Origin of the sequence: Paenibacillus sp. HB172176 (assembly GCF_011947265.1) — a bacterium.
In the GTDB taxonomy this organism is placed as follows: Bacteria; Bacillota; Bacilli; order Paenibacillales; family Paenibacillaceae; genus Pristimantibacillus.
This window is the reverse complement of the sequence record NZ_JAATHD010000011.1, coordinates 58,073-77,264: the sequence shown is the minus strand read 5'-3', so window position 1 is coordinate 77,264 and position 19,192 is coordinate 58,073. Positions and strand designations below refer to the sequence as shown.

15 protein-coding genes are annotated in these 19,192 nt (G+C 52.6%); 2 read left to right on the top strand and 13 right to left on the bottom strand.

What is annotated here, in order from left to right; translation table 11 throughout:
* Positions 1-38: 38 nt before the first annotated feature.
* From HFP08_RS15650 to HFP08_RS15635, 4 genes are all read right to left on the bottom strand, one after another.
* A complete protein-coding gene (locus tag HFP08_RS15650; RefSeq protein ID WP_168121534.1) occupies positions 39-350 on the bottom strand; it encodes a Dabb family protein in 312 nt (103 codons plus the stop codon).
* 79 nt (positions 351-429) lie between these two features.
* The gene (locus tag HFP08_RS15645) at positions 430-1,455 is read right to left on the bottom strand and encodes an ABC transporter substrate-binding protein (protein ID WP_240941444.1); all 1,026 of its coding nucleotides are present in this window, start codon (positions 1,453-1,455) and stop codon (positions 430-432) included.
* A 300-nt stretch (positions 1,456-1,755) separates the two neighbouring features.
* A complete protein-coding gene (locus tag HFP08_RS15640) occupies positions 1,756-2,976 on the bottom strand; it encodes a multidrug effflux MFS transporter (protein WP_240941442.1) in 1,221 nt (406 codons plus the stop codon).
* 25 nt (positions 2,977-3,001) lie between these two features.
* Positions 3,002-3,814, bottom strand: coding sequence for an undecaprenyl-diphosphate phosphatase (locus HFP08_RS15635; RefSeq protein ID WP_168121533.1), 813 nt, complete (start codon positions 3,812-3,814; stop codon positions 3,002-3,004).
* Positions 3,815-3,999: 185 nt separating this feature from the next.
* Between HFP08_RS15635 and HFP08_RS15630 the strand changes: the two genes are divergently transcribed.
* Positions 4,000-4,920, top strand: coding sequence for a 3'-5' exonuclease (locus HFP08_RS15630; protein WP_168121532.1), 921 nt, complete (start codon positions 4,000-4,002; stop codon positions 4,918-4,920).
* Positions 4,921-4,997: 77 nt separating this feature from the next.
* Here HFP08_RS15630 and rocF read toward each other — a convergent pair whose 3' ends face one another.
* The 4 genes from rocF to HFP08_RS15610 form a co-directional block, all read right to left on the bottom strand.
* Positions 4,998-6,455, bottom strand: coding sequence for an arginase (rocF, locus tag HFP08_RS15625; protein WP_168121531.1), 1,458 nt, complete (start codon positions 6,453-6,455; stop codon positions 4,998-5,000).
* A 42-nt stretch (positions 6,456-6,497) separates the two neighbouring features.
* Positions 6,498-7,700, bottom strand: coding sequence for an ornithine--oxo-acid transaminase (gene rocD / locus HFP08_RS15620; protein WP_168121530.1), 1,203 nt, complete (start codon positions 7,698-7,700; stop codon positions 6,498-6,500).
* Between the two features lie 102 nt (positions 7,701-7,802).
* A complete protein-coding gene (locus HFP08_RS15615; RefSeq protein WP_168121529.1) occupies positions 7,803-9,173 on the bottom strand; it encodes an MATE family efflux transporter in 1,371 nt (456 codons plus the stop codon).
* Between the two features lie 108 nt (positions 9,174-9,281).
* Positions 9,282-11,162, bottom strand: a complete 1,881-nt coding sequence (locus HFP08_RS15610; protein WP_346768739.1) for an LTA synthase family protein — start codon at positions 11,160-11,162, stop codon at positions 9,282-9,284.
* Positions 11,163-11,448: 286 nt separating this feature from the next.
* Here HFP08_RS15610 and HFP08_RS15605 point away from each other — a divergent pair, with 286 nt between their 5' ends.
* Positions 11,449-12,237 (top strand): exodeoxyribonuclease III, encoded by a 789-nt coding sequence (locus HFP08_RS15605; RefSeq protein ID WP_168121528.1) that lies wholly within the window; start codon positions 11,449-11,451, stop codon positions 12,235-12,237.
* 497 nt (positions 12,238-12,734) lie between these two features.
* On the opposite strand, the gene HFP08_RS15600 is transcribed toward HFP08_RS15605, so the two are convergent.
* From HFP08_RS15600 to HFP08_RS15580, 5 genes are all read right to left on the bottom strand, one after another.
* A complete protein-coding gene (locus tag HFP08_RS15600; RefSeq protein WP_168121527.1) occupies positions 12,735-13,673 on the bottom strand; it encodes a hypothetical protein in 939 nt (312 codons plus the stop codon).
* A gap of 18 nt (positions 13,674-13,691) precedes the next feature.
* Positions 13,692-14,900, bottom strand: coding sequence for an ABC transporter permease (locus HFP08_RS15595; RefSeq protein WP_168121526.1), 1,209 nt, complete (start codon positions 14,898-14,900; stop codon positions 13,692-13,694).
* Positions 14,897-15,628 carry an ABC transporter ATP-binding protein gene (locus HFP08_RS15590; RefSeq protein ID WP_240941440.1) on the bottom strand — a complete coding sequence of 244 codons (732 nt, stop codon included), beginning with the start codon at positions 15,626-15,628 and terminating at the stop codon, positions 14,897-14,899. Before HFP08_RS15590 ends, HFP08_RS15595 begins: the two co-directional genes overlap by 4 nt.
* Positions 15,629-15,771: 143 nt before the next feature.
* Positions 15,772-17,487, bottom strand: a complete 1,716-nt coding sequence (locus HFP08_RS15585) for an alkaline phosphatase (RefSeq protein WP_481856576.1) — start codon at positions 17,485-17,487, stop codon at positions 15,772-15,774.
* 71 nt (positions 17,488-17,558) lie between these two features.
* On the bottom strand, positions 17,559-19,097 hold the full coding sequence (locus tag HFP08_RS15580) for a bifunctional GNAT family N-acetyltransferase/carbon-nitrogen hydrolase family protein (protein ID WP_168121525.1): 1,539 nt from the start codon (positions 19,095-19,097) through the stop codon (positions 17,559-17,561).
* Positions 19,098-19,192: the final 95 nt, after the last annotated feature.

Genomic DNA, 19,192 nt, shown 5'->3' with positions numbered 1-19,192 from the left:
ACAACTCTACAGCACCAAAACTCATCTCTCAGTCCGCTCTATTTCTTGTAATCAATCTCCAGAAACCTCTCTACCTCTGTCTCCCAGCGTTCCTTGACGAATGAAACATGCAGCGGATGCGTGTTATACGCTTCATAATCAGCCTGATTGGCAAATTCCATCGAAAATCCGAAATCATACTCATTCTTGACGCTCACCTGCCGGAGCACTTGAAATTCACTCACGCTTTCGATTGAAGACAGAATCCGCTCTCCATCCTCCAGAAATTGACGCTCTCGTTCAGAGCCCCTCTCATGCTTCAAGCTGAATATAACGGAATGCAGAATCCAATCTTTATTCTTCTCCAACATCGCCAATAACTCCTCCATTCTCATAAAACAAGGTGCATCCGGCCTCCTCGGCCGCAATGCACCATGCTTCTATCTCTTCTTATTTAACTATGCCGCTAAGCACATCGTCAATGATAAGATTGCTGGCGACCGGGCCGTAGTACAGCCAACCGGAGTTTTCCGGCATCTCGTAGATTTTCTTGTTCTTCACGGCAGGAATGTCTTGGTAGACTGTATCGTTGAGCAAATCCGCCGGCGTGCTGCCATTGTACGTCACGAGAAGCAGGTTGTCCGCATCGAGCTTCGCAAGTTTCTCCGGCGTAATTAAGTTCCAGTTCGCGGTGGACCCTTCCGAGATCTCCTTCACGACCTCGGGCACCTTCACGCCAAGATCCTTGTACAGCACGGCGCCGCTGGAGTACGTGTCGCTCACCATGTAGAATTTATCGGCAATATACCAGAGAACTGCCGCGGATTCGCCCGGAATGACCGACTGAAGCTTCGTCTTCGCGTCGCTCGCTTTGGCATTATACGCGTCAAGCACCTCTTGCGCCTTGTCCTCCATGCCGAGAACCTCGCCGATCTTCAACAGCGCTCCGTGCCAATCGCTGTTCACTTCGTCGCCAAGCGTGTAGGTTGGCGCGATTTTGTTATATTGCTCGTATTTGTCGCCTTCAACCGATGAAGAAGTACCCGTGATAATAAGATCCGGCTCAAAGCTCATCACTGCTTCATACGGAAGATCGGATGGAATCGTCGGGATGCCTTCCAGTTCCTTCTGCAAATAGTCCTGAACGCCTTTCGAGGTGCTCCATTGAGCAGCAGGCTTCACGCCAAGCGCAACGAGATAATCCTCCAGATAGGAGGCGATAATATGCTGCGGATTGGCAGGCACCTTCACTTCATGGCCGAGGCCGTCCGTCAGCGTGCGCTCTGTCGCAGGAGCTTCAGTTGCCGTTGCCGTCGGCTCTGTCGTCGCTGCGCTGTTGTTCGCCGCGTTGTTACTTTGATTATTCACGGTATTGCCATTATCATTGCTGCCGCATGCGGACAATAAGAGCGATGCTGCCAATACCGAACTGCAAATGCCTACGTAACTTCTCTTGGTCATTTTGAACTTCGACACGATTGTTTCCCCCTATGATGCTTCTCAATTGGATGAAAATAACTATCATTGCTTTTTTGCTTCTTCCTTCAAACTCCAACAATGATATCAATTCTCATTATCAATGTCAAATCGGAAGAAACGGCATTACTAGCTATTCAATCAGGGGGTACTGCTCAATGAAAGCAGAACTATTTCATGAAGCAACAGGAGTCAGAGCTCGAGCTGTAGCGTTGAAATTGCAACGTTGCAGCACCGCGACCGACTCGAGTCCGCACTGTAGCGCTGATAATCTCCGTTATATAGAACTTGTACGATTATTCAAGCGTTCTTCGCCTTGCGCCCCGTCAACGCAAAAAATACCACAAGCGCCGCCAGCACGAACAGCGAGATCACAAGCGCGAGCGGCAGCGCCGTCCCCTCGCCGCCAAGTCCGACAAGCGGCGCCGCTATGCCTCCGAATACGAACGACAGCAGGCCAAGCAGCGCCGAGGCGCTTCCCGCGCTCTGCCCCTGTTCCTGCAACGCCAATGAAACCGTCGTTGTCGATACGATCCCAACGCTGGAAACGAGCAAGAAGAACGCGATGCAGACGAATGTCAGTCCCCATCCTGCCCATACTGCAAACAGAAGCAAAGCAGCTCCGGTCGACGAGAGACAGAGTCCCGCCCCCAGCATGCCGCGCGCTGAGAACCTGCCGGCCAATCGGCCTGTCAACTGGCTGGCCGCAATAATGCCGGCTCCGTTCATCGCGAAGATCAGGCTGAAGCCTCGCGGAGTAACGCCGTAGATATCCTGCACAACGAAGGAAGAGCCCGAAATATACGCGAACATGGCGGCCATAATGAGTCCTTGCGTCAAAGCGTAACCCATAAACGCCGAGTCTGTAAGCAAGCGCCGGAATATAAGCAAGGTATTGCGCATTCCTCCTCTCGACCTGCGCTCCTCCGGCAGCGATTCCTTAAGGCCGAACCAAATGGCGGCTAGCAGCAGCAAGCCCGTTCCGCATAAGACGGCAAATACCCCGCGCCATGAAGTATATACGAGAACCTCTGCGCCGATAATAGGCGCTAATATGGGAGCAGCGCCATTCACGAGCATCAGGAGCGCAAGGAACTTCGTCAGCTCTACGCCGGAATAGAGATCGCGAACGCTTGCGCGCGAGATGACGATGCCCGCCGCGCCGGCAAAGCCTTGAAGGAATCGCAGCGCAATAAACAACCACACATTCGGCGCGAACACGCAGCATAGCGACGCTGCGGCGTAGATGAACAGGCCGATTAGCAGCGGCATCCGCCGGCCCCGCACATCGCTGATCGGCCCTATGATGAGTTGTCCGAGCGCGATGCCAATCATGCAGGTCGTCAAACTGAGCTGGCTGAGCGAAGGCGAGGCGTCAAGGGCCTTCGCCAGCGATGGCAGCGCCGGCAAATACATATCGATGCTGAGCGGCGCGATTGCGGATAGAGAGCCGAGAAGAACGGCGATTATAAAGGTTCCCCGTCTCGAGGCCGATATTTCCATTTTTTGCAAAGCTTTCATTCAGCGATTTCCTTTCCAAATCCAATTACATAAAAATAAATAATAGAATGCCAACGATAAAGCAATAATAAGCAAAATACCCCAAGTTGCCCTTTTCCATTATATTCATCAGCCATTTCATCGAGAAATAGGTCGTAACCAGCGTTGCTGCAAACGCGAGAATATAAGGCAGCAGCAGCGAGCTGAATTCAGGGTCGCTCGTAATATCCGACAAGCCGAGCACAATGCCGCCAAGGCTGACGGGAATATAGAGCATGAAGGAAAAGCGAAGCGCCGTCTCCTGCTTCATGCCGACCGCCACCGATGCGATGACCGTCGCTCCCGAGCGGCTGATGCCCGGAATGAGAGCGACAGCCTGAGCCAGGCCGACAAGCAGCGCGTCCCTCGTACGAAGATCGCCGTCGCGCTTCTTGCCCCGCAGATTGCGGATGAGCCACAGCGCGCAGCCGGTAATGAGCAAGGTAATGGCTACCGTATGTACGGATGTGAAAATCCTTTCAATATCGTCCTTGAACAAAACGCCGATTACGCCTGCGGGAATCGTCCCGATGATGACATAAACGATGAACATGAAATCGGATCGGTATTCCCTCTTGCGGGTAAGCGCGAATTGCGCTCCATTCACGATCAATTTGCCAATAACGCTGCGATAAATAACGAGAATGGCGAGCAAGGAAGCCGTGTTAAGCAGCACCTCCAGCGACAAGCCGTTCTGCTCTACGTCGAGCAGCTTCTGCGCGACCACCAAGTGCCCGCTTGATGATACGGGAATCGGCTCCGTCACGCCCTGCACAATGCCCAATACGAAATATTTCAGCCACAACCAAGTATCTGTCATCTCCAGCCATCCTCCCAATCCTGCAACTCTTCTATATTATTTTCTAAAATAGTATAAACGATAAAAGCGCGGATGAGAAACGGCGCGAATACCTAATTCTTGTTCGAGTTGCTGCGGGGGAAGAGCATTGCGGCAGAATTTCTGGTAAAATAAAAGCTGCAGCTTACTATCGGAGGTTTTGACATTTGGACTATATTGTATTGGATATTGAATTTAACGGTCGAAAATTCGCCAGCGAGCTTCCGATGGAAGTTATTGAAATAGGCGCGGTGAGACTGGATTCCTCTCTGCAAGCCGTCGATGAATTCACCGCCTTTATCAAACCGGTGTATTTCGCCAAGCTTAACTCCTTCATTCAGAAAAAAACGGGCATCCCTCAGGAAGCCATCAATACCGCAGAGCGTTTCCCCAGCGTCATTAAAAATTTCTTATCCTGGCTGAGCCGCAGCCCCGATCCGCTTATCATTACCTGGGGCGGAGAGGATCTGAAGCGGATTGTGCTCGATACGCGCATGCATAAGATGGATGATCATTATTGGATGACCACCCCTTATTACGACCTGCTGAAGGGCTTTCTCCGTTATCGCGGATTGACGAACGACGTCAGCGTAGAGGCGGCCTTGCTGGAGCTTGGCTTGTCTTCGGACGGCTCTGCGCATCGCGCGCTCGATGACGCCAGAATGACGGCGGATATATTCCGCGCCGCCTATCCCCATCTCGATTTCAGCTACCGACAGCATTATAAGGACCTCTACACGAATGCGAAGGAACGCCGCCTGATCAAAAACGCGGTGCGGTTGCTGCGTTCCCAGAAGGTGGAGCCGACTTGGGAGGCATTCGTCGAGAAGGTGCTGAAGGATAAGGCGGCGCTGGAAAATCCGAAGAAAGCGGCGGAGATGCAGGAATACTTTGCCTCAGAGCTGTTCAAGAAGCCAAAGCCTGCGGCGGCGAAAGCGAAGGAAAAAGAACGCACAGACTCCGGAGCAAGCGACGATACCGATTTGTCGGCAAACCAGGTTGACGATAGCGCGGTCAATAGCGCCGCCTTAGAGAAGAACGCTGGAGCTCACTCGGAGACAAGCTCTGAAGAGACCTCACAGGAGTAGTTCCGGATAATCGGGACAGCTCTTGTGCTCGTTTTCGAGCCTCCAGAATTACTTTATGCAACTATAGCCCTACTCTTTCAGAGCAACCGCCCTCCGAGAAGAGCCGCGGCCAGCTCTACAGCGAGAGCGGCGGTGCGTTTGCCTTGATCAAGCGACGGATTCAGCTCCACGATATCCAGCGAACCTATCTTGCCCGAAGCTCCGAACAACTCCATCGCGAGCCTTGCTTCCCGATAGATGATGCCGCCCGGCACAGGCGTGCCAACCCCTGGAGCTTCGAGCGGATCGAGCGAATCCATATCAAGACTGAGATGCACCGCATCGGTACCGTCATCCGCTATGGCCAGCGCCCGCGCCGCTGCCTCCTCCATGCCCAATCTGTCTATCTCCCTCATCGTGAAGCAATGAATGCCGGAGGACTTGATGAATTCCCTCTCTCCCTCATCCAAATCCCGGGCTCCGACCAGCACAATGTTCTTGGGATCGATCAATCTGCTGCCCACGCCAATATCCGTCAGTTTGAACACGCCAAGTCCCATGGCAATCGCCAACACCATGCCATGCATATTTCCGCTCGGAGTTGTTCGTTCCGTGTTAAGATCGCCATGCGCGTCCAGCCATATAACCCCAAGCCTATTATGACAGCGCGACAACCCCGCGAGCGTGCCAATAGCTGTGCTGTGATCGCCCCCGAGCAGAATGGGAAAGGCTGATCGGCGGACAGCTTGCTCCACGCTGTCCGCCGTCAGCCTGCTCATATGTTCAACCTCATGCTTGTTCTTTATTGCTGTCCAAATAACATCTCGCTTGGAAGGAGCTTCTGCGCATTGCAAATCCTCAGAGCTCTTCGATTCATACTGTTGTCGCTTGGGAGCTGACTCTTCTTCCCACGCTTCATTCAACTGTGATCCGGCGTCAGCTTCCTGTCCCCCAACTTCACTCAGTAGCGACGACTCCTCGTCTGCCCCCGGTCGCATAGATCCAGATCTCTGCGTCTCGTTATCTCCCCCCTGTCGTTCAGCCCAAATCCGCTGCAGATCGTCGTCTGCCAGTTGCCGATCGACAATACCGATCTGAGCCGTTGCTGCGTCAACCCATTCGCATGGCTCCAGCTTATGTCCCAGCCGACTCAGCCGTTCAATCAACCCTGCTCCCAGCAAGGCCTGGGGTCCAAGCTCCGTTCCGGCCACGCCCGCCCCCTTACCGAACGGTACGGCGATTGGCAAGATGCGCCTCCCGGCATGGGCGACACTTACACACCCTTCTCTAGACACCGCACCCACGCTTACATCCGACTTTACACTTTCTTTCGGCTTCTCACTCTCCTTCATGGCTGTAATCGGCTTTTCGCTCGTATCCAGCTTTCCCTTTGCACCGGGCTTCCCGCTCACATCCGACATCACGCCCGTATCCGGTTTCCCGTTTGCATCCTGCTTATCGCCTGTATACAGCCTGTAGCTCACATCTGACTTCACACCCTCTTTCAACTTCCTCTTCCCACTCGATCCCCTCTTCGTGTGCTCGTTATCTTCCATCCGCTCTCCCTCCTCGCCCCATGAAGATTGTGTTCCAGCCGTTCAAGAGCCATGAAGCACTCTGGAGAGCCGTTCGACGGCATAATCCAGCTCGCTTCTCGTAATGACAAGCGGCGGAGCAAGCCGGATAATATGCTCATGCGTCTCCTTGCACAAGAGTCCCTCATTCATCAATTTCTCGCAAAAGGGTCTGGCCGGCGCGTCGAGCACAATTCCGACGAACAAGCCCCTTCCTCTAATCTCGACGATGTGCGTCGATTTCAGCCTGGACAGCCGCTCCATAAGCTCAAAGCCAAGCTCGAGCGAACGCTCGGCAAGCCTTTCGTCTTCCAAGACATCGAGCGCCGCCGATGCCACGGCGCAAGCGAGTGGGTTGCCGCCGAAGGTCGAGCCATGCGAGCCCGGCTCGAATACGCCCATAATCTCTCGATCAGCAGCAATCGCGGAGATCGGCACAACTCCGCCGCCAAGCGCTTTGCCGAGAATGAATATATCCGGGTCCACGCCCTCCCATTCGACCGCAAATTTCTTGCCGGTTCGGCCGAAGCCGGTCTGAATTTCATCAGCCGCAAGCAACACTCCGTTATCCTTGCATAGCTTCGCCGCCGCTGCCAGATATCCGTCCGGCGGCATGACAATGCCCGCCTCTCCCTGAATCGGCTCGATCAGCAAAGCGGCGGTATACGGGGTAATCGCTCCTCTCAGAGCTTCGATATCTCCATAAGGAACGCTCCGGAAGCCCGGCGTAAACGGCCCGAAGCGGTATTTGTACAGATCGGTGGAAGAAAGCGAGGTTGCCGTAATGGTGCGACCGTGGAAATTGCCTTCGCAGACGATAATCTCGGCTTTGTTCTCGGGAACGCCTTTGTGGCGGTACGCCCAGCGCCGAGCCGCCTTGATGGCGGTCTCCACCGCCTCCGCCCCCGTGTTCATCGCCAGAATGTTGGAATTGCCGGTATACTTCGACAGCTTCTCGTAGAACGGCCCCGACACTTCGTTGTGGAACGCCCGGGAAGTAAGCGTCACCTTATCCGCCTGCTCTTTCAGCGCGGCAATAATGCGGGGATGTCGATGTCCTTGATTCAGCGCGGAATAAGCGCTTAGCATATCCATGTACCTCTTGCCCGACGAATCCGTTACCCAAACGCCTTCCGCTTGCGAAATCGCCACAGGAAGCGGCTCATAATTACGCGCCCCGTATTGCTCGGCCTGGCGAATCGACTGCGGGATGTTCTCTGTATCCATGGAGGTTCCTCCTTCATGCTGCTCTCTTGGATGCCTATATCCTAGTCTATTCACCTAAGCGCAGAAGCGAACCCTCTTCTGAGCAACCTTCCGCGAGATTCTCTAATCTCCGGCCGTCAGCAATCCCCGATTTACCTTGTCCTGAACAATGCGAAGCCGCACGAAGAAGCCGATCGCCGCAGCGGTCAAGCCGATAATTATCCCAATCCAGAGCCCGTAAGGCCCAAACTCCGAATATTCGGCAAGCAGATAACCCGAAGGAATCCCGATTATCCAATAGGCGGTTAAAGCAATGAAGAACGGAATTCGCACATCCTTGTAGCCTCTCAGAATGCCAAGCATAGAGGATTGCAGAACATCGGACAGTTGGTAAAAGATCGAAACCACCATAAACTCGGCGGCTAGAACCGCGAGCTCCTCATCTCCGTTGTAGAGCAAGGCAATCTGCTCGCGGAACAGAAGCAGAACCATCGCGCAAAGCATCATATACAGAACGCCAAGCCCGATTCCGAGCAAGCTGTACTTGCGCGCCGCCTTCAGTCTGCCGCCGCCGAACGAATAGCCCACAAGAATCGTAAGGCCCATCGATATGCTGAGCGGAACCATGAAGATCAGCGTCGAGAAGCTAAGCGCGATTTGATGCGCCGCAACCGTCATGGTTGAGAACATTTTGCCCATCAACAACGTCACGAAAGCAAATATGCTTACCTCGAAGAAGATCGAGAAGCCGATGGGGATGCCGATGCCGAGAATGTCGCGCCAAGCCCGAAGAGACGGCCTTGCCCAGCTCGCGAACAAACGAAATCCTCTGAGCGCCTGCACGCGAAAAACCATTCCAATGCTGACGAAGAGAATAATCCAATACGTCGCCGCAGTCGCGTAGCCCGCCCCGATGCCACCTAGCTCGGGAACGCCCAGCTTGCCGAAGATAAAGATATAATTGAGTGCGACATTGAACGGTATTGCAATCAAAATAATAATCATCGAAATACGCGTCAGTCCGAGCGCATCGAAGAAATAGCGAAACACGTTCGCGGCGAACATTGGAATGATTCCTGCTGCCAGCGCGATTAGATAATACGTCGCGACATGGCGCACCTGCTCGCCAAGCTCCATCCAGCCAATAACCGGCTTCAGCAGCGCCGCCCCCGCCGCAGCCACGATGATCGCAATCGCAACCGATACATAGAGACTCTGATGAATCGCACCCGTGATCTTCTCCTTCCGATCACCGCCCATTAATTGCGCCACGATAGGAGACACTGCCATCAGAATACCGTTGATGCCGGCCATGATCGGAAGCCAGAGGCTCGACCCTATCGCAACGCCGGCAAGATCATCCTCGCTGACACGGCCCGACATGATCGTATCCGATAAATTGAGCGCGTACATTCCGAGCTGCGTAATCATGATCGGCCATATGATTTTGAGAAAAAGTCTCAATCTTTCTTTCCAAGTATCTGCGTGATGCATAGTTCCCCAACCTCCAAGAACAGAGAGAACGCCCATCCCAAGGGACAGGCGCTCCTCTGTCGTGTATGCTTGCCGGAATCTGTCGGTCCGTTAAACGTCCGCTATGTGCTATCGTTTCGGCGAGAGCTTCACGTATTCATCCGAAAGCTTCATCAGACTCATAATATAATCATAGTCGTCTCGATATTGACTGAAATCCGCCACGGGCTCCAGCGTGTTAATATCATACGCGGTGCCGTCATCGAAGCCGGTTCCCGGAACGAACATAATGTCGTCGTTGAAGAAGGAGCCTGTCGGCATATAATAGCGCATGCCGATGACATTGTTCGATGTGTTCAGCAAATCGCGGCCGAACACTGTGTACCCTTCGTCCTTCAGATTCAGACCAAGCAGGTTCGCAAGCGTCGGCATAATATCGACCTGTCCGCCAACCTTCGTCGAGGTCTGACCCTCAATGCCGGGCACATGAATGATGAGCGGAATGTTGAAGCGGCTGAGACGCTCCTCGTACTTCATGCCAAGCGTCTGCTCGACCCATGCGGGGTCGTTGTCCTTCGTCTGCATGCCGAAGTGGTCGCCGTAGATGACCAGAACCGTATTATCGTACATGCCTTTATCCTTCAGCGCCTGAATGAAATCGCCAATGGCTTTGTCCGTATATTTCGCAGCTTCAATATAATGCCCGAGCTGCTTGCCTTCCAGTTCCGCAGGAAGCTTGATTTCCCGGAACTCTTCCGGAATGACGAAAGGATGATGACTGGATGCCGTAATAAACTGCGCGTAAAATGGCGTATTCTTGTCATGCAGCGAGGACAGCTTCTCCATGCCGACGCGGTAGAGCTCTTCGTCCGAAGCGCCGAACGCGTTGAATTTGTCATCCGTGAAGCTTGGTTTATCGTAATATTTTGTGAAGCCCAGCGCCGGATACAGATCGTTCCGGTTCCAGAACGTCACATCGTTCACGTGAAACGTATTCGATACATAATTATATTTCGCAAGCAATCTTGGCATACTAGGAATCGCGCGGTCTCCGTAGCCCTTCGACATGGCGATGTCGCCTGTCGGATAGATGCCGGTATTCGATAGGAATTCGGCGTCGGAAGTATTTCCCGGTCCAATCTGCTGGAACACATTCGAGAAATAAAAGCTGTTCTTGATGAGGTCATCCAGCACGGGAGTAACCTTCTGACCGTCGATGTCCATGCCGACCAGGATGTCCTGGAAGGATTCCATCTGTATGACAACGACGTTCATGCCCTTCGCCACGCCGAAGAAGCTGTTGCTGCCGGCCTCCACCTTCGCCCCGACGCCAGTCAAATAATCGCTTTCCAACTGCTCGAGCGCTGCTTGCGTCTCGTTAACGGATCCGTCGGCGATCGCTTCATTCTCGATCCGCGCGTTGATCGCAGTCGCCACCTGATAATTAAGCACGCCGAGTCTCTCCGACTGCACAAGTTCATTGGAGATATCGTGGTTGGCGCGAATATAAAGCGCCGATGCGCCGATCGTCAGAAGCAGCGCAATCGCGACGTACAGCGGCTTGCCCACCCGAGTGCTCTTCGTTACCCGGTTCTTGCTTCTTAGCGTAACCGCATAGAGTAATGCCAATACCACAAAATCAACAAAAAACAAATAATCCTTCGTTTGAATCGTAGCCGTTACGCTGTCCTGCACCTGACCGAGCTGATTCGCGCCCGACAAAGCCGTATACGTCGGCATGGAACCGTAGAAGGTGAAGTAAACGGTACACGCAAACAGCAGCAGGGACATGACAATGTTAAATATCGTGAACACGGTCATCTTCCAATTGACCGATGTCAATAACTCAAGAACGAACATAAGCGTCAGGATGGCCGCCGCATCCGAGAACAATCGCACGATCTCTACATTGTCGAATACGAAATGGCGGAAAAGCATTATTTTCAACATAACCAGTATAAAGGTCGTCCAGAAGGTAGACCTTCGGACGGTATTCATGATGGCAACCAAGTGTTTCACTCTCCTTAATAGATACTCCCAGGACTACTCGAACAAAAGAAAAACCGTCCCCTTGCGACGGTTCTTATCATTATGAAATGTTAAGTTAATATTAACGCATCCCTCTTCAGAAATAAATAGGGAACTGCAGACAATCCATCCAATTCACAATATCGACAATGTCGAGCAGAATTGAGAAATGGACATATTAGGCTTTGTCATAACGGCACTCTTTCGCTATAATAAAAACATATGTTCGGAGACGAATTCATGATAGAGAAGGAGTGTCTATATTCATATGAAGCTGGTGTCATGGAATGTGAACGGGCTGCGGGCCTGTGTGACCAAAGGATACATGGATTATTTCAAGGCAGTTGACGCAGATATCTTCTGCCTGCAAGAAACGAAGCTGCAAGGGGGTCAGATCGAAATGGAGCTTGGGGACGATTATGAGCTCTATTGGAACTATGCGGAGAAGAAGGGATACTCGGGTACGGCTGTCTTCACGCGGAAGAAGCCCCTTTCCGTTCACTACGGCATGGAGGATAATTACGAACCCGAGGGTCGAATGATTACACTGGAGTTCGAGGCGTTCTACTTGGTTACGGTTTATACGCCGAACGCGAAGCGCGATCTTGCAAGGCTCGAGTACCGTCTGGAGTGGGAAGCGAGATTCCAGCGCTATTTGAAGGAGCTTGACGCGAAGAAACCGGTCATTGTATGCGGGGATCTCAATGTGGCGCATCAAGCGATTGATTTGAAAAATCCGAAATCGAACGAAGGCAATTCCGGTTTCACGCCCGAGGAGCGCGCCTGCATGACGGAGCTGCTGAATGCAGGCTTCACCGACTCGTTCCGCCATCTCTATCCCGATCAGACCGGAGCTTATTCGTGGTGGTCCTATATGCCGAAGATCCGGGAGCGGAATGTGGGCTGGCGGATCGACTATTTCCTCGTGTCGGACAGGCTGGCAGAGTCGATCTCGGCAGCTGGCATCGACGCGCATGTGATGGGAAGCGATCATTGTCCGGTGACGCTGGAGCTGGGGGCTTTTGAGCTGGATAAACTGAATTTGGAGGCTCCTTAATTGGAAGGTTTAGTCCTTTCTTTGAGTTGAAGTTGAACACTTTAAAAGTGAGAGAACAAGCAGAGGCAAGGGGCGCGCCCCTTGCTTCTTTGCAGTCTTGCTATTCTGCTGTTCTTCTGTGTTCTTCTGTTCTTCTGTTCTTCTGTTCCTCAGTTCTTCTATGTTCTGCATTTCTGCATTTCTGCAGTTCGCTAGCAATTCGTCGCTTGTTGCTCGTCCCAACTATCCAATTCCTGCAAATATCCATCCTTTCAAAACGCTTAAACTTACCTCATACAAATTCCTGCAAATATCCATCAATCCTATCTTCACGATCCAGTAATAAGTCAATTCAGCGAAAATTACTGGATATTTGCATCATTTTACGAAAAATAAGCCAATTGAGCGAGAAAGCCTGTATATTTGCAGGATTTCAGAGGATCAGAGGATTAGAGGGATCAGGTGATCAGACAATTGTGGATCAGAAGATCAGAAAGATCGCTCCGTCAATCACTCTCTCAATCCTTCAACACCTCAACCTTGGCATCATAAATTCGGAACATCGTTTTGTAGCCCGATTCATCGACCTTGATGCCGACATCGAGTCTGCCCGTCAGTTGAAGCGGGGCTGAGGTATAACGAAGCTTGTCACTGTCCTTCACGAACACGATCATAATTTTGTTCCAATAGGTCTCGTCGCCGTTGTCGAACGGGCATTCCGCGCCAGGCTCGGGTATGAGCAAGAACCAATTGTTCTCGAACGACATGACCTCGCCCATAAAGCCTTTAATCTGAACGGTCTTGTTCGCTTCAGAAAGATCCCAGAACGCGTCCGAAGGCGTGCTTTGATCCTCGTTGTCGAAGAAGCCGTTCCATGATATTGGAGTATACTTCTTGCTCGAAGCAACTGTTGCAGCAGGAACCGATGTTGCCAAGGGAGCCGCTGATGACTCGGACGGTGATCGCTCCTCGGCAACCGGTGTCGCTGATGGCCCGGAAGGAGCTTGTGTCACGGCAGGCGTTTTCGTTGGCGCCTCCGAAGGTGATTGCGACACGGCAGGCGACGATGCCGATTCAGCAGTTGTCGATTGCGCCTCCGTAGTTGACGATGTCGACGCTGCAGTTGTCGATTGCGCTTCCGCAGTCGACGTCGCTGGCGACTCAGATGTCGGTGTCGCCTCTTCATTCGGCGACAATGAAGGGACAGCATGCGCCTCCGCAGTCGAGCTCGCTGACGCTCTGGCATTCATCTGGGGCTCCGAATCAAGCACCATCGCCTCATCACCAATCTCGGCTTGCTTCGTCACGCCCCCAGCGACCGCCTTCTCACCCAAAGCATCAATGAAAGTGCCCGCTTCCTCCCCATCCTGCTGCTTGCCGCATCCTGATGCCGCCATAATAGAAGCGGCCACAGCCAGTATAATCATTCTCTTGAACATTCTCGATTTGCCAGTCATGTCTCTATTCCTCCTCTCTTAAGCTTTGAACAGCGTTAACGCATCTGACTGGTATACTTTCAAAGAAGGACCAAGCGACGCGACGGCTCCGACGAGGAGCGCGGCAAGCACTAACAGGGTCTCGCCGTCCGCCCAATTCCAGGCTTGCAGCAAGACGCCCGTTTGCGCGAAGACCGCATCGCTGAACAGCGCGGCGAGCAGATGGCCGAGCAGCAGTCCGAACACGACGCCTAAGGCAGTAAGCATAAGCCCTTCTCCAACGAGACTCGACATAATGTACATTCTCGATTTGCCAATCAATCGCAGCAGTCCAACTTCCCGTTGCTTCTCTTGAATAGATGCGATGAGCGCGAGCAGCAAAGTCACGGCCGATAGCAGCATACAGACGAGCATCACAATCGATAGTAATTGCGATCCGCTGTCGACCATATTCAGCACATCGGCAATCGCTTTGCTGGAATAGACCGCTTGAACATGGTCGATGGCGTCATATTTCAGCTTCATCGTCTGGGCTCCCATTAACGAACGAGGTTTAATTAGGATCGCAGTGACTTCCTTATGCTCATCCGCATCGGGATGCACAGCCCAGGCATACTCCATCGTGGTGAAGATGCCTCGGTCATCCGGCGTATTCAGCTTCGGCAGAATGCCTACAACCCGGTAGCTGAAGCTGGCATGCTCGTCATGACCCTCTTCCTCCCCTTCGTCGAAGGATTCCACTCCATGCTCTACAAGTCCGTGAGCTCCTGCAAACGTGTCGCCGACCTTCAGATGCAACGCTTTCGCGACGGAATACCCTACTGTAACTTCCCCAAGCTGCGAATACAGCCTTCCTTGGGACAGCTTGCGATTCTCGTATCGGGTCGGAAAATAAGCCGCATCGACGCCGATAATCCGATAGCCGTCATGATTGTCTCCCATTGTCACGCCGAATGCCGCTTGGGCCTCAGAGCTGTTCTTGGCATCCTCCAAGACGCTCAGCGGAATGTTGTCGACAGGAGCGCCTACCCGATAGAATGTGCTGAGCACAAGCTGCGTATCGCTTCCATCCGCGCCGACAACAAGATCGAATGGGCCATAGCCCTTCTCGGCGCTCTGCTCTACTCCTGCCTGACTCATGAGCAGCAACGCGAACAAAGCGACCGTGACCATGACCGCGAATATAGTCAGCAGCGACAATAGATAACGATGTCTCATGCTTCTCCACACATAATGAAGCGCGTTCATGCCTCTGCCCCTCTCAGCGATGCAAAGAAATCGCTATGCTCCCGCGAGCGCGAGCTTGCAAGACATCGATTGATATCGCCAATGTGAATGATGGATTCGAACAACTCCGCCAAATGAAGATCATGCGTAACCGCGACAAGGGTCGACCTCTTCTCCGCACATACTTGAATCAGCAAGTTCATGATGGAGGAAGCGGTCTCCCAATCGAGGCTTCCCGTCGGTTCGTCAGCAAGAACCAGCTTCGGCTCGTTAATAAGCGCCCGAATGATGGCCACCCGCTGCTGTTGTCCTCTGGAGAGCTGGGAAGGCAGCTGATTCATACGATCTGCGAGGCCGACTCTGGCGAACCATTCCCGCAACAGCGCATTCCTCTCCCCTTTAGTCATCCTTCTAGTCAGAGCAAGCTCGATATTTTGCTTCACGGTCAGGGATGGGATCAAATAAAAATCTTGAAATACATAGCCGATATTACGCGCTCGGAACGCGTCTCTTTCCCGTTCCTTCATACCCCTTACCGGTTGCCCCGCCACTTCAATCTCCCCATCGTCGGCGGCAATTACGCCACCTAGCAAATGCAGCAACGTGCTCTTACCGCTGCCGCTTGGACCGATTATAGCTGCTTGCCTGCCTTCATCGAACGTCCAATCCTCCACGTCGATGATAGGTACCCCTCGCCCCTGCAGACGATAGGACTTCATAAGCGAGCGAAGTCGGATGATTTCCCCCATAATTCTTCTCCTTTCAAGCAAAAAGCATATTGAAGAGCACATTCAGCAAAACGGACAGGAGAGCAACTGCCGCCCCTGTCCGTATCCCTTCCACAATTTCCATGCTAGTCATTCCTGCAAAGCACTCGCTGCCTTAATCGGCATTACTTCACGATTCGCTCCGACAAGGAATCCCAAGTCATGCTCATGCCTGTCAATTGGTTGAAAGCGTCAAGCGTCAGATACAGCTTGCCGTTGTCGATATCGCTGTGCAAACCGGAATCAGTTCCGTTAATCAGCACCACGCCATTATCCAGTTGAACGCTCAGCTCAGCGCCATTATAGGAAATAACTGCCGTGCGCGTGCCGCTGTTCCACTCCACGCTGCCGCCCAGACTCTCTGCAAGCGCCTTGGCCGGGAACATGATTTCATTGTCTCTGGTTTGCTTGAATTTCGGATACATATACTTCGCTTGCATCATAGCCGACGCGGCATCCAGGTCGACTCCGATAACTTCCGCAGATGTTTTCGCGATTTGCGTATTGTCGATTTGCCCTTTCACCTTATCGGCAATCGGGCCGTAAGCCCATACGCCCACGTCAACAGCTGTGTGCCCGTGTCCGCTCCAACCGACCAAGAGTCGCGAGCTCACAACCTCGTTATAACCGCCCTCGCGGCCATAGGAGGAACCGTCGCCTGCTAGAATACGCTCAGCTTCTTCATCCGTCAAATCTTTAATCCAAGTGTTCGCCGCAACGATCTTCTTCACATCGGCAATCGTTTCAGCATCCTTCAACGAGCTTGCGATTGATTCGGAGGAATGCAGCTGCTTGTCCCACAGATCCACATTCAGTTCATAAATATTATCGATGGCAAGCGACAGTCCGCCTGTCTCATGGTCAGCGGTAATCACAACCGAAGTGTTGCCGTCCTTCTTCGCGAAATCCATAGCCACTTTCACAGCCGCATCGAAATCCAGCATTTCTTGAACAGTTGTAGGGAAATCGTTCGCATGCGAGGCATGGTCGATGCGTCCGCCCTCGATCATCATCGCGAAGCCGTCCTCATCCTGCGACAGCAGCTCGATCGCCTTCGACGTCATGTCGGCAAGCGAAGGGATGTCTTCCGTGCGATCTGGCGTATAAGCCACATGCGAGCTTCCGAACAAACCAAGCGCCATGCCGCTGTCGGCAGGCAGCGCATTAAGGCTTGCCGCGTCACTTACGTAGTTGTAGCCCTTTGCCTCGAAGTCGCCGATAATGCTGCCGTCTGGGCGTTTGCCCTTCTCGTCTTTTCCCAGGAAATAAGCGCTGCCGCCGCCGAACAGTACATCCACGCCGCTATCGAGATATTGCGATGCAATCGCCACCTCGTTATCGCGGCTTCTCACATGAGACGCGAACACGGCCGGCGTCGCGTGCGTGATTCTGGCCGTCGTCACGAGCCCCGTCGCTTTGCCAGCCATCTCGGCCGCTTCAATTGTTGAAGCGTATGGCTTGGCGATATCCTCATTCGAAATCGAGATTGCCGCGTTATACGTTTTGTTGCCTGTCGCGAAGGCCGTTCCCGCCGATGCCGAATCCGTTACCGCTCCGGATACGACTGTGCCGCCGTCTTCTCCGCGATCCGCATAGGTGGTCGCTTGTCCCACATAATAATCATCCAGCGTCAGATGATCGATGCCCTTGTTGTACATAAGATAATCGCGGGCTGCCGTTACTTGCGCAGGGCCCATTCCGTCGCCGATAAGAACGATCAGATTTTTGGAAGGCGCCTCGTTTGCGGGAGCCGCATCCTCCGCGGCCATTGCCGTCGAGGAAAGCACAGATAAGGAAAGGCAGCTTGCAAGAGCGGTATTCAGCATCTTCTTCTTCAAAATAAAATCCCTCCATACCAATCAATGTATTAAGTGCATTGACTGTAGTATGGAGGAACAACGTAATCCCCATATTAACGTTTTGTGGATATTTGGTAAATATCCGTCCGCCGATCGCGGAAATTAAGCACCTCGCCGGATTTCCGATAACGCTGAAGCGTCTCGATATCAACCTCCGCCATGATGACCGTCTCCGTATTTTCGCTGCATTCGCCTGCAATGCCGTCACGCGGGAACAGTGGATCAGCGGGCGTATAGATGCCGGATTGGGCGTACTGAATATCAACGTTATCGACATGCGTCAGATTTCCGACCGTGCCGGCTGTAACGGTATATATCTGGTTCTCGATTGCCCTTGCCTGAGCGCAGTATTTCACGCGAAGGAAGGTTTGTCTATCCTCGGCGCAGAACGGGACGAATAGAATCTGCGCGCCCTCCTGCGCCACCATGCGAGAAATTTCGGGATATTCGATATCTCCGCTGAGCTGAATCGATATTTTGCCGCAATCCGTTTCGAAGACTTCGAGCGTGTTGCCTCCGTTGATGCCCCACCATTTCCGCTCGTTCGGCGAGATATGCAGCTTGTATTGCTGCGCGATGGAGCCGTCGCGGCGGAATAGATGCGCCACGCTGTACATGCGGTTGTTGATCTCCATGAAATGCGAGCCGCCGATAATATTGACATTGTACTTCACCGCGAGATCCGAGAACAGCTCCATATACGCTTCCGTGAACGTGCTGAGCTTGCGCACCGCAAGACTGGGCGAGCGCTCGTCGAGGAACGAGAGCAGCTGCATCGTGAAGTTTTCCGGGAACACGGCGAAATCCGATTTGTAATCCGAAGCCACATCGACATAATGCTCGCATTGCGTCGCAAATTCATCGAAGGAGTCGATCTTCTTCATCATATATTGCACCACGCAGATACGTACGGGGAAGGAGAGCTTGTAATGAATTTTGCTAATGCTGGGCTTGTAATCGATATTGTTCCATTCCAAGAGCGCCGCATAATGCATCGAATCCTGATCATCCGGCAAATAATTCGTAATGATTCGCTTGAGCGTGAAGCCGTTCATCATCTGGAACGTCAGCACGGGATCGTATATATTCTGCTGAAGCACTTCCTCCGCGTACGCGCGAGGAGACATCTTGTCGCTATAGGAATGATAACCGGGAAGTCGGCCGCCGACAATTATGCTCTTCAAATTCATTTGCTCCGCAAGAAGCTTGCGCGCCTCATAGAGCCTGCGCCCAATCTTCATTCTGCGGTATTCGGGATGCACCATAACCTCCATGCCGTACAGATTCTCGCCGCGCGGATTATGATTGCGAATATAGCCGTCGTCTGTAATTTCGGAGTAGGTATGCTGCTCCAGATAATCTTCGAAATTCACAATCAGGCTCGAGCAGGAGCCGATGATCTCGCCATCGAGCTCGATGCAGATTTGTCCTTCCGGGAACAGCTTCAAATGACTTTCGAGCTGATCGAACTTCCATGGGTCCATGTTGGGAAAACAAATATTTTGAAGCTTGATAATGGCGGGGAAATCCCGGCGTTCAATGTTCCGAACAATCATCTTCTTCTCAAACTGCGATATCTGGTCGCTTGTCATTGCGTATCCCTCATTCGGCATTTATTGGTATGACACTCTATTTATACTCCTGTGAAAAAATGATATACCTTCTTCTATTTTAAACATGCCGACAA

Coding starts and splice junctions, on each gene's coding strand:
- HFP08_RS15600 (WP_168121527.1), bottom strand. CDS start 13,673: ATGACTGGCAAATCGAGAATGTTCAAGAGAATGATTATACTGGCTGTG.
- HFP08_RS15605 (WP_168121528.1), top strand. CDS start 11,449: ATGAAGCTGGTGTCATGGAATGTGAACGGGCTGCGGGCCTGTGTGACC.
- HFP08_RS15640 (WP_240941442.1), bottom strand. CDS start 2,976: ATGAAAGCTTTGCAAAAAATGGAAATATCGGCCTCGAGACGGGGAACC.
- HFP08_RS15580 (WP_168121525.1), bottom strand. CDS start 19,097: ATGACAAGCGACCAGATATCGCAGTTTGAGAAGAAGATGATTGTTCGG.
- HFP08_RS15635 (WP_168121533.1), bottom strand. CDS start 3,814: ATGACAGATACTTGGTTGTGGCTGAAATATTTCGTATTGGGCATTGTG.
- HFP08_RS15595 (WP_168121526.1), bottom strand. CDS start 14,900: ATGAACGCGCTTCATTATGTGTGGAGAAGCATGAGACATCGTTATCTA.
- HFP08_RS15650 (WP_168121534.1), bottom strand. CDS start 350: ATGTTGGAGAAGAATAAAGATTGGATTCTGCATTCCGTTATATTCAGC.
- rocD (WP_168121530.1), bottom strand. CDS start 7,700: ATGGATACAGAGAACATCCCGCAGTCGATTCGCCAGGCCGAGCAATAC.
- HFP08_RS15615 (WP_168121529.1), bottom strand. CDS start 9,173: ATGCATCACGCAGATACTTGGAAAGAAAGATTGAGACTTTTTCTCAAA.
- rocF (WP_168121531.1), bottom strand. CDS start 6,455: ATGGAAGATAACGAGCACACGAAGAGGGGATCGAGTGGGAAGAGGAAG.
- HFP08_RS15590 (WP_240941440.1), bottom strand. CDS start 15,628: ATGGGGGAAATCATCCGACTTCGCTCGCTTATGAAGTCCTATCGTCTG.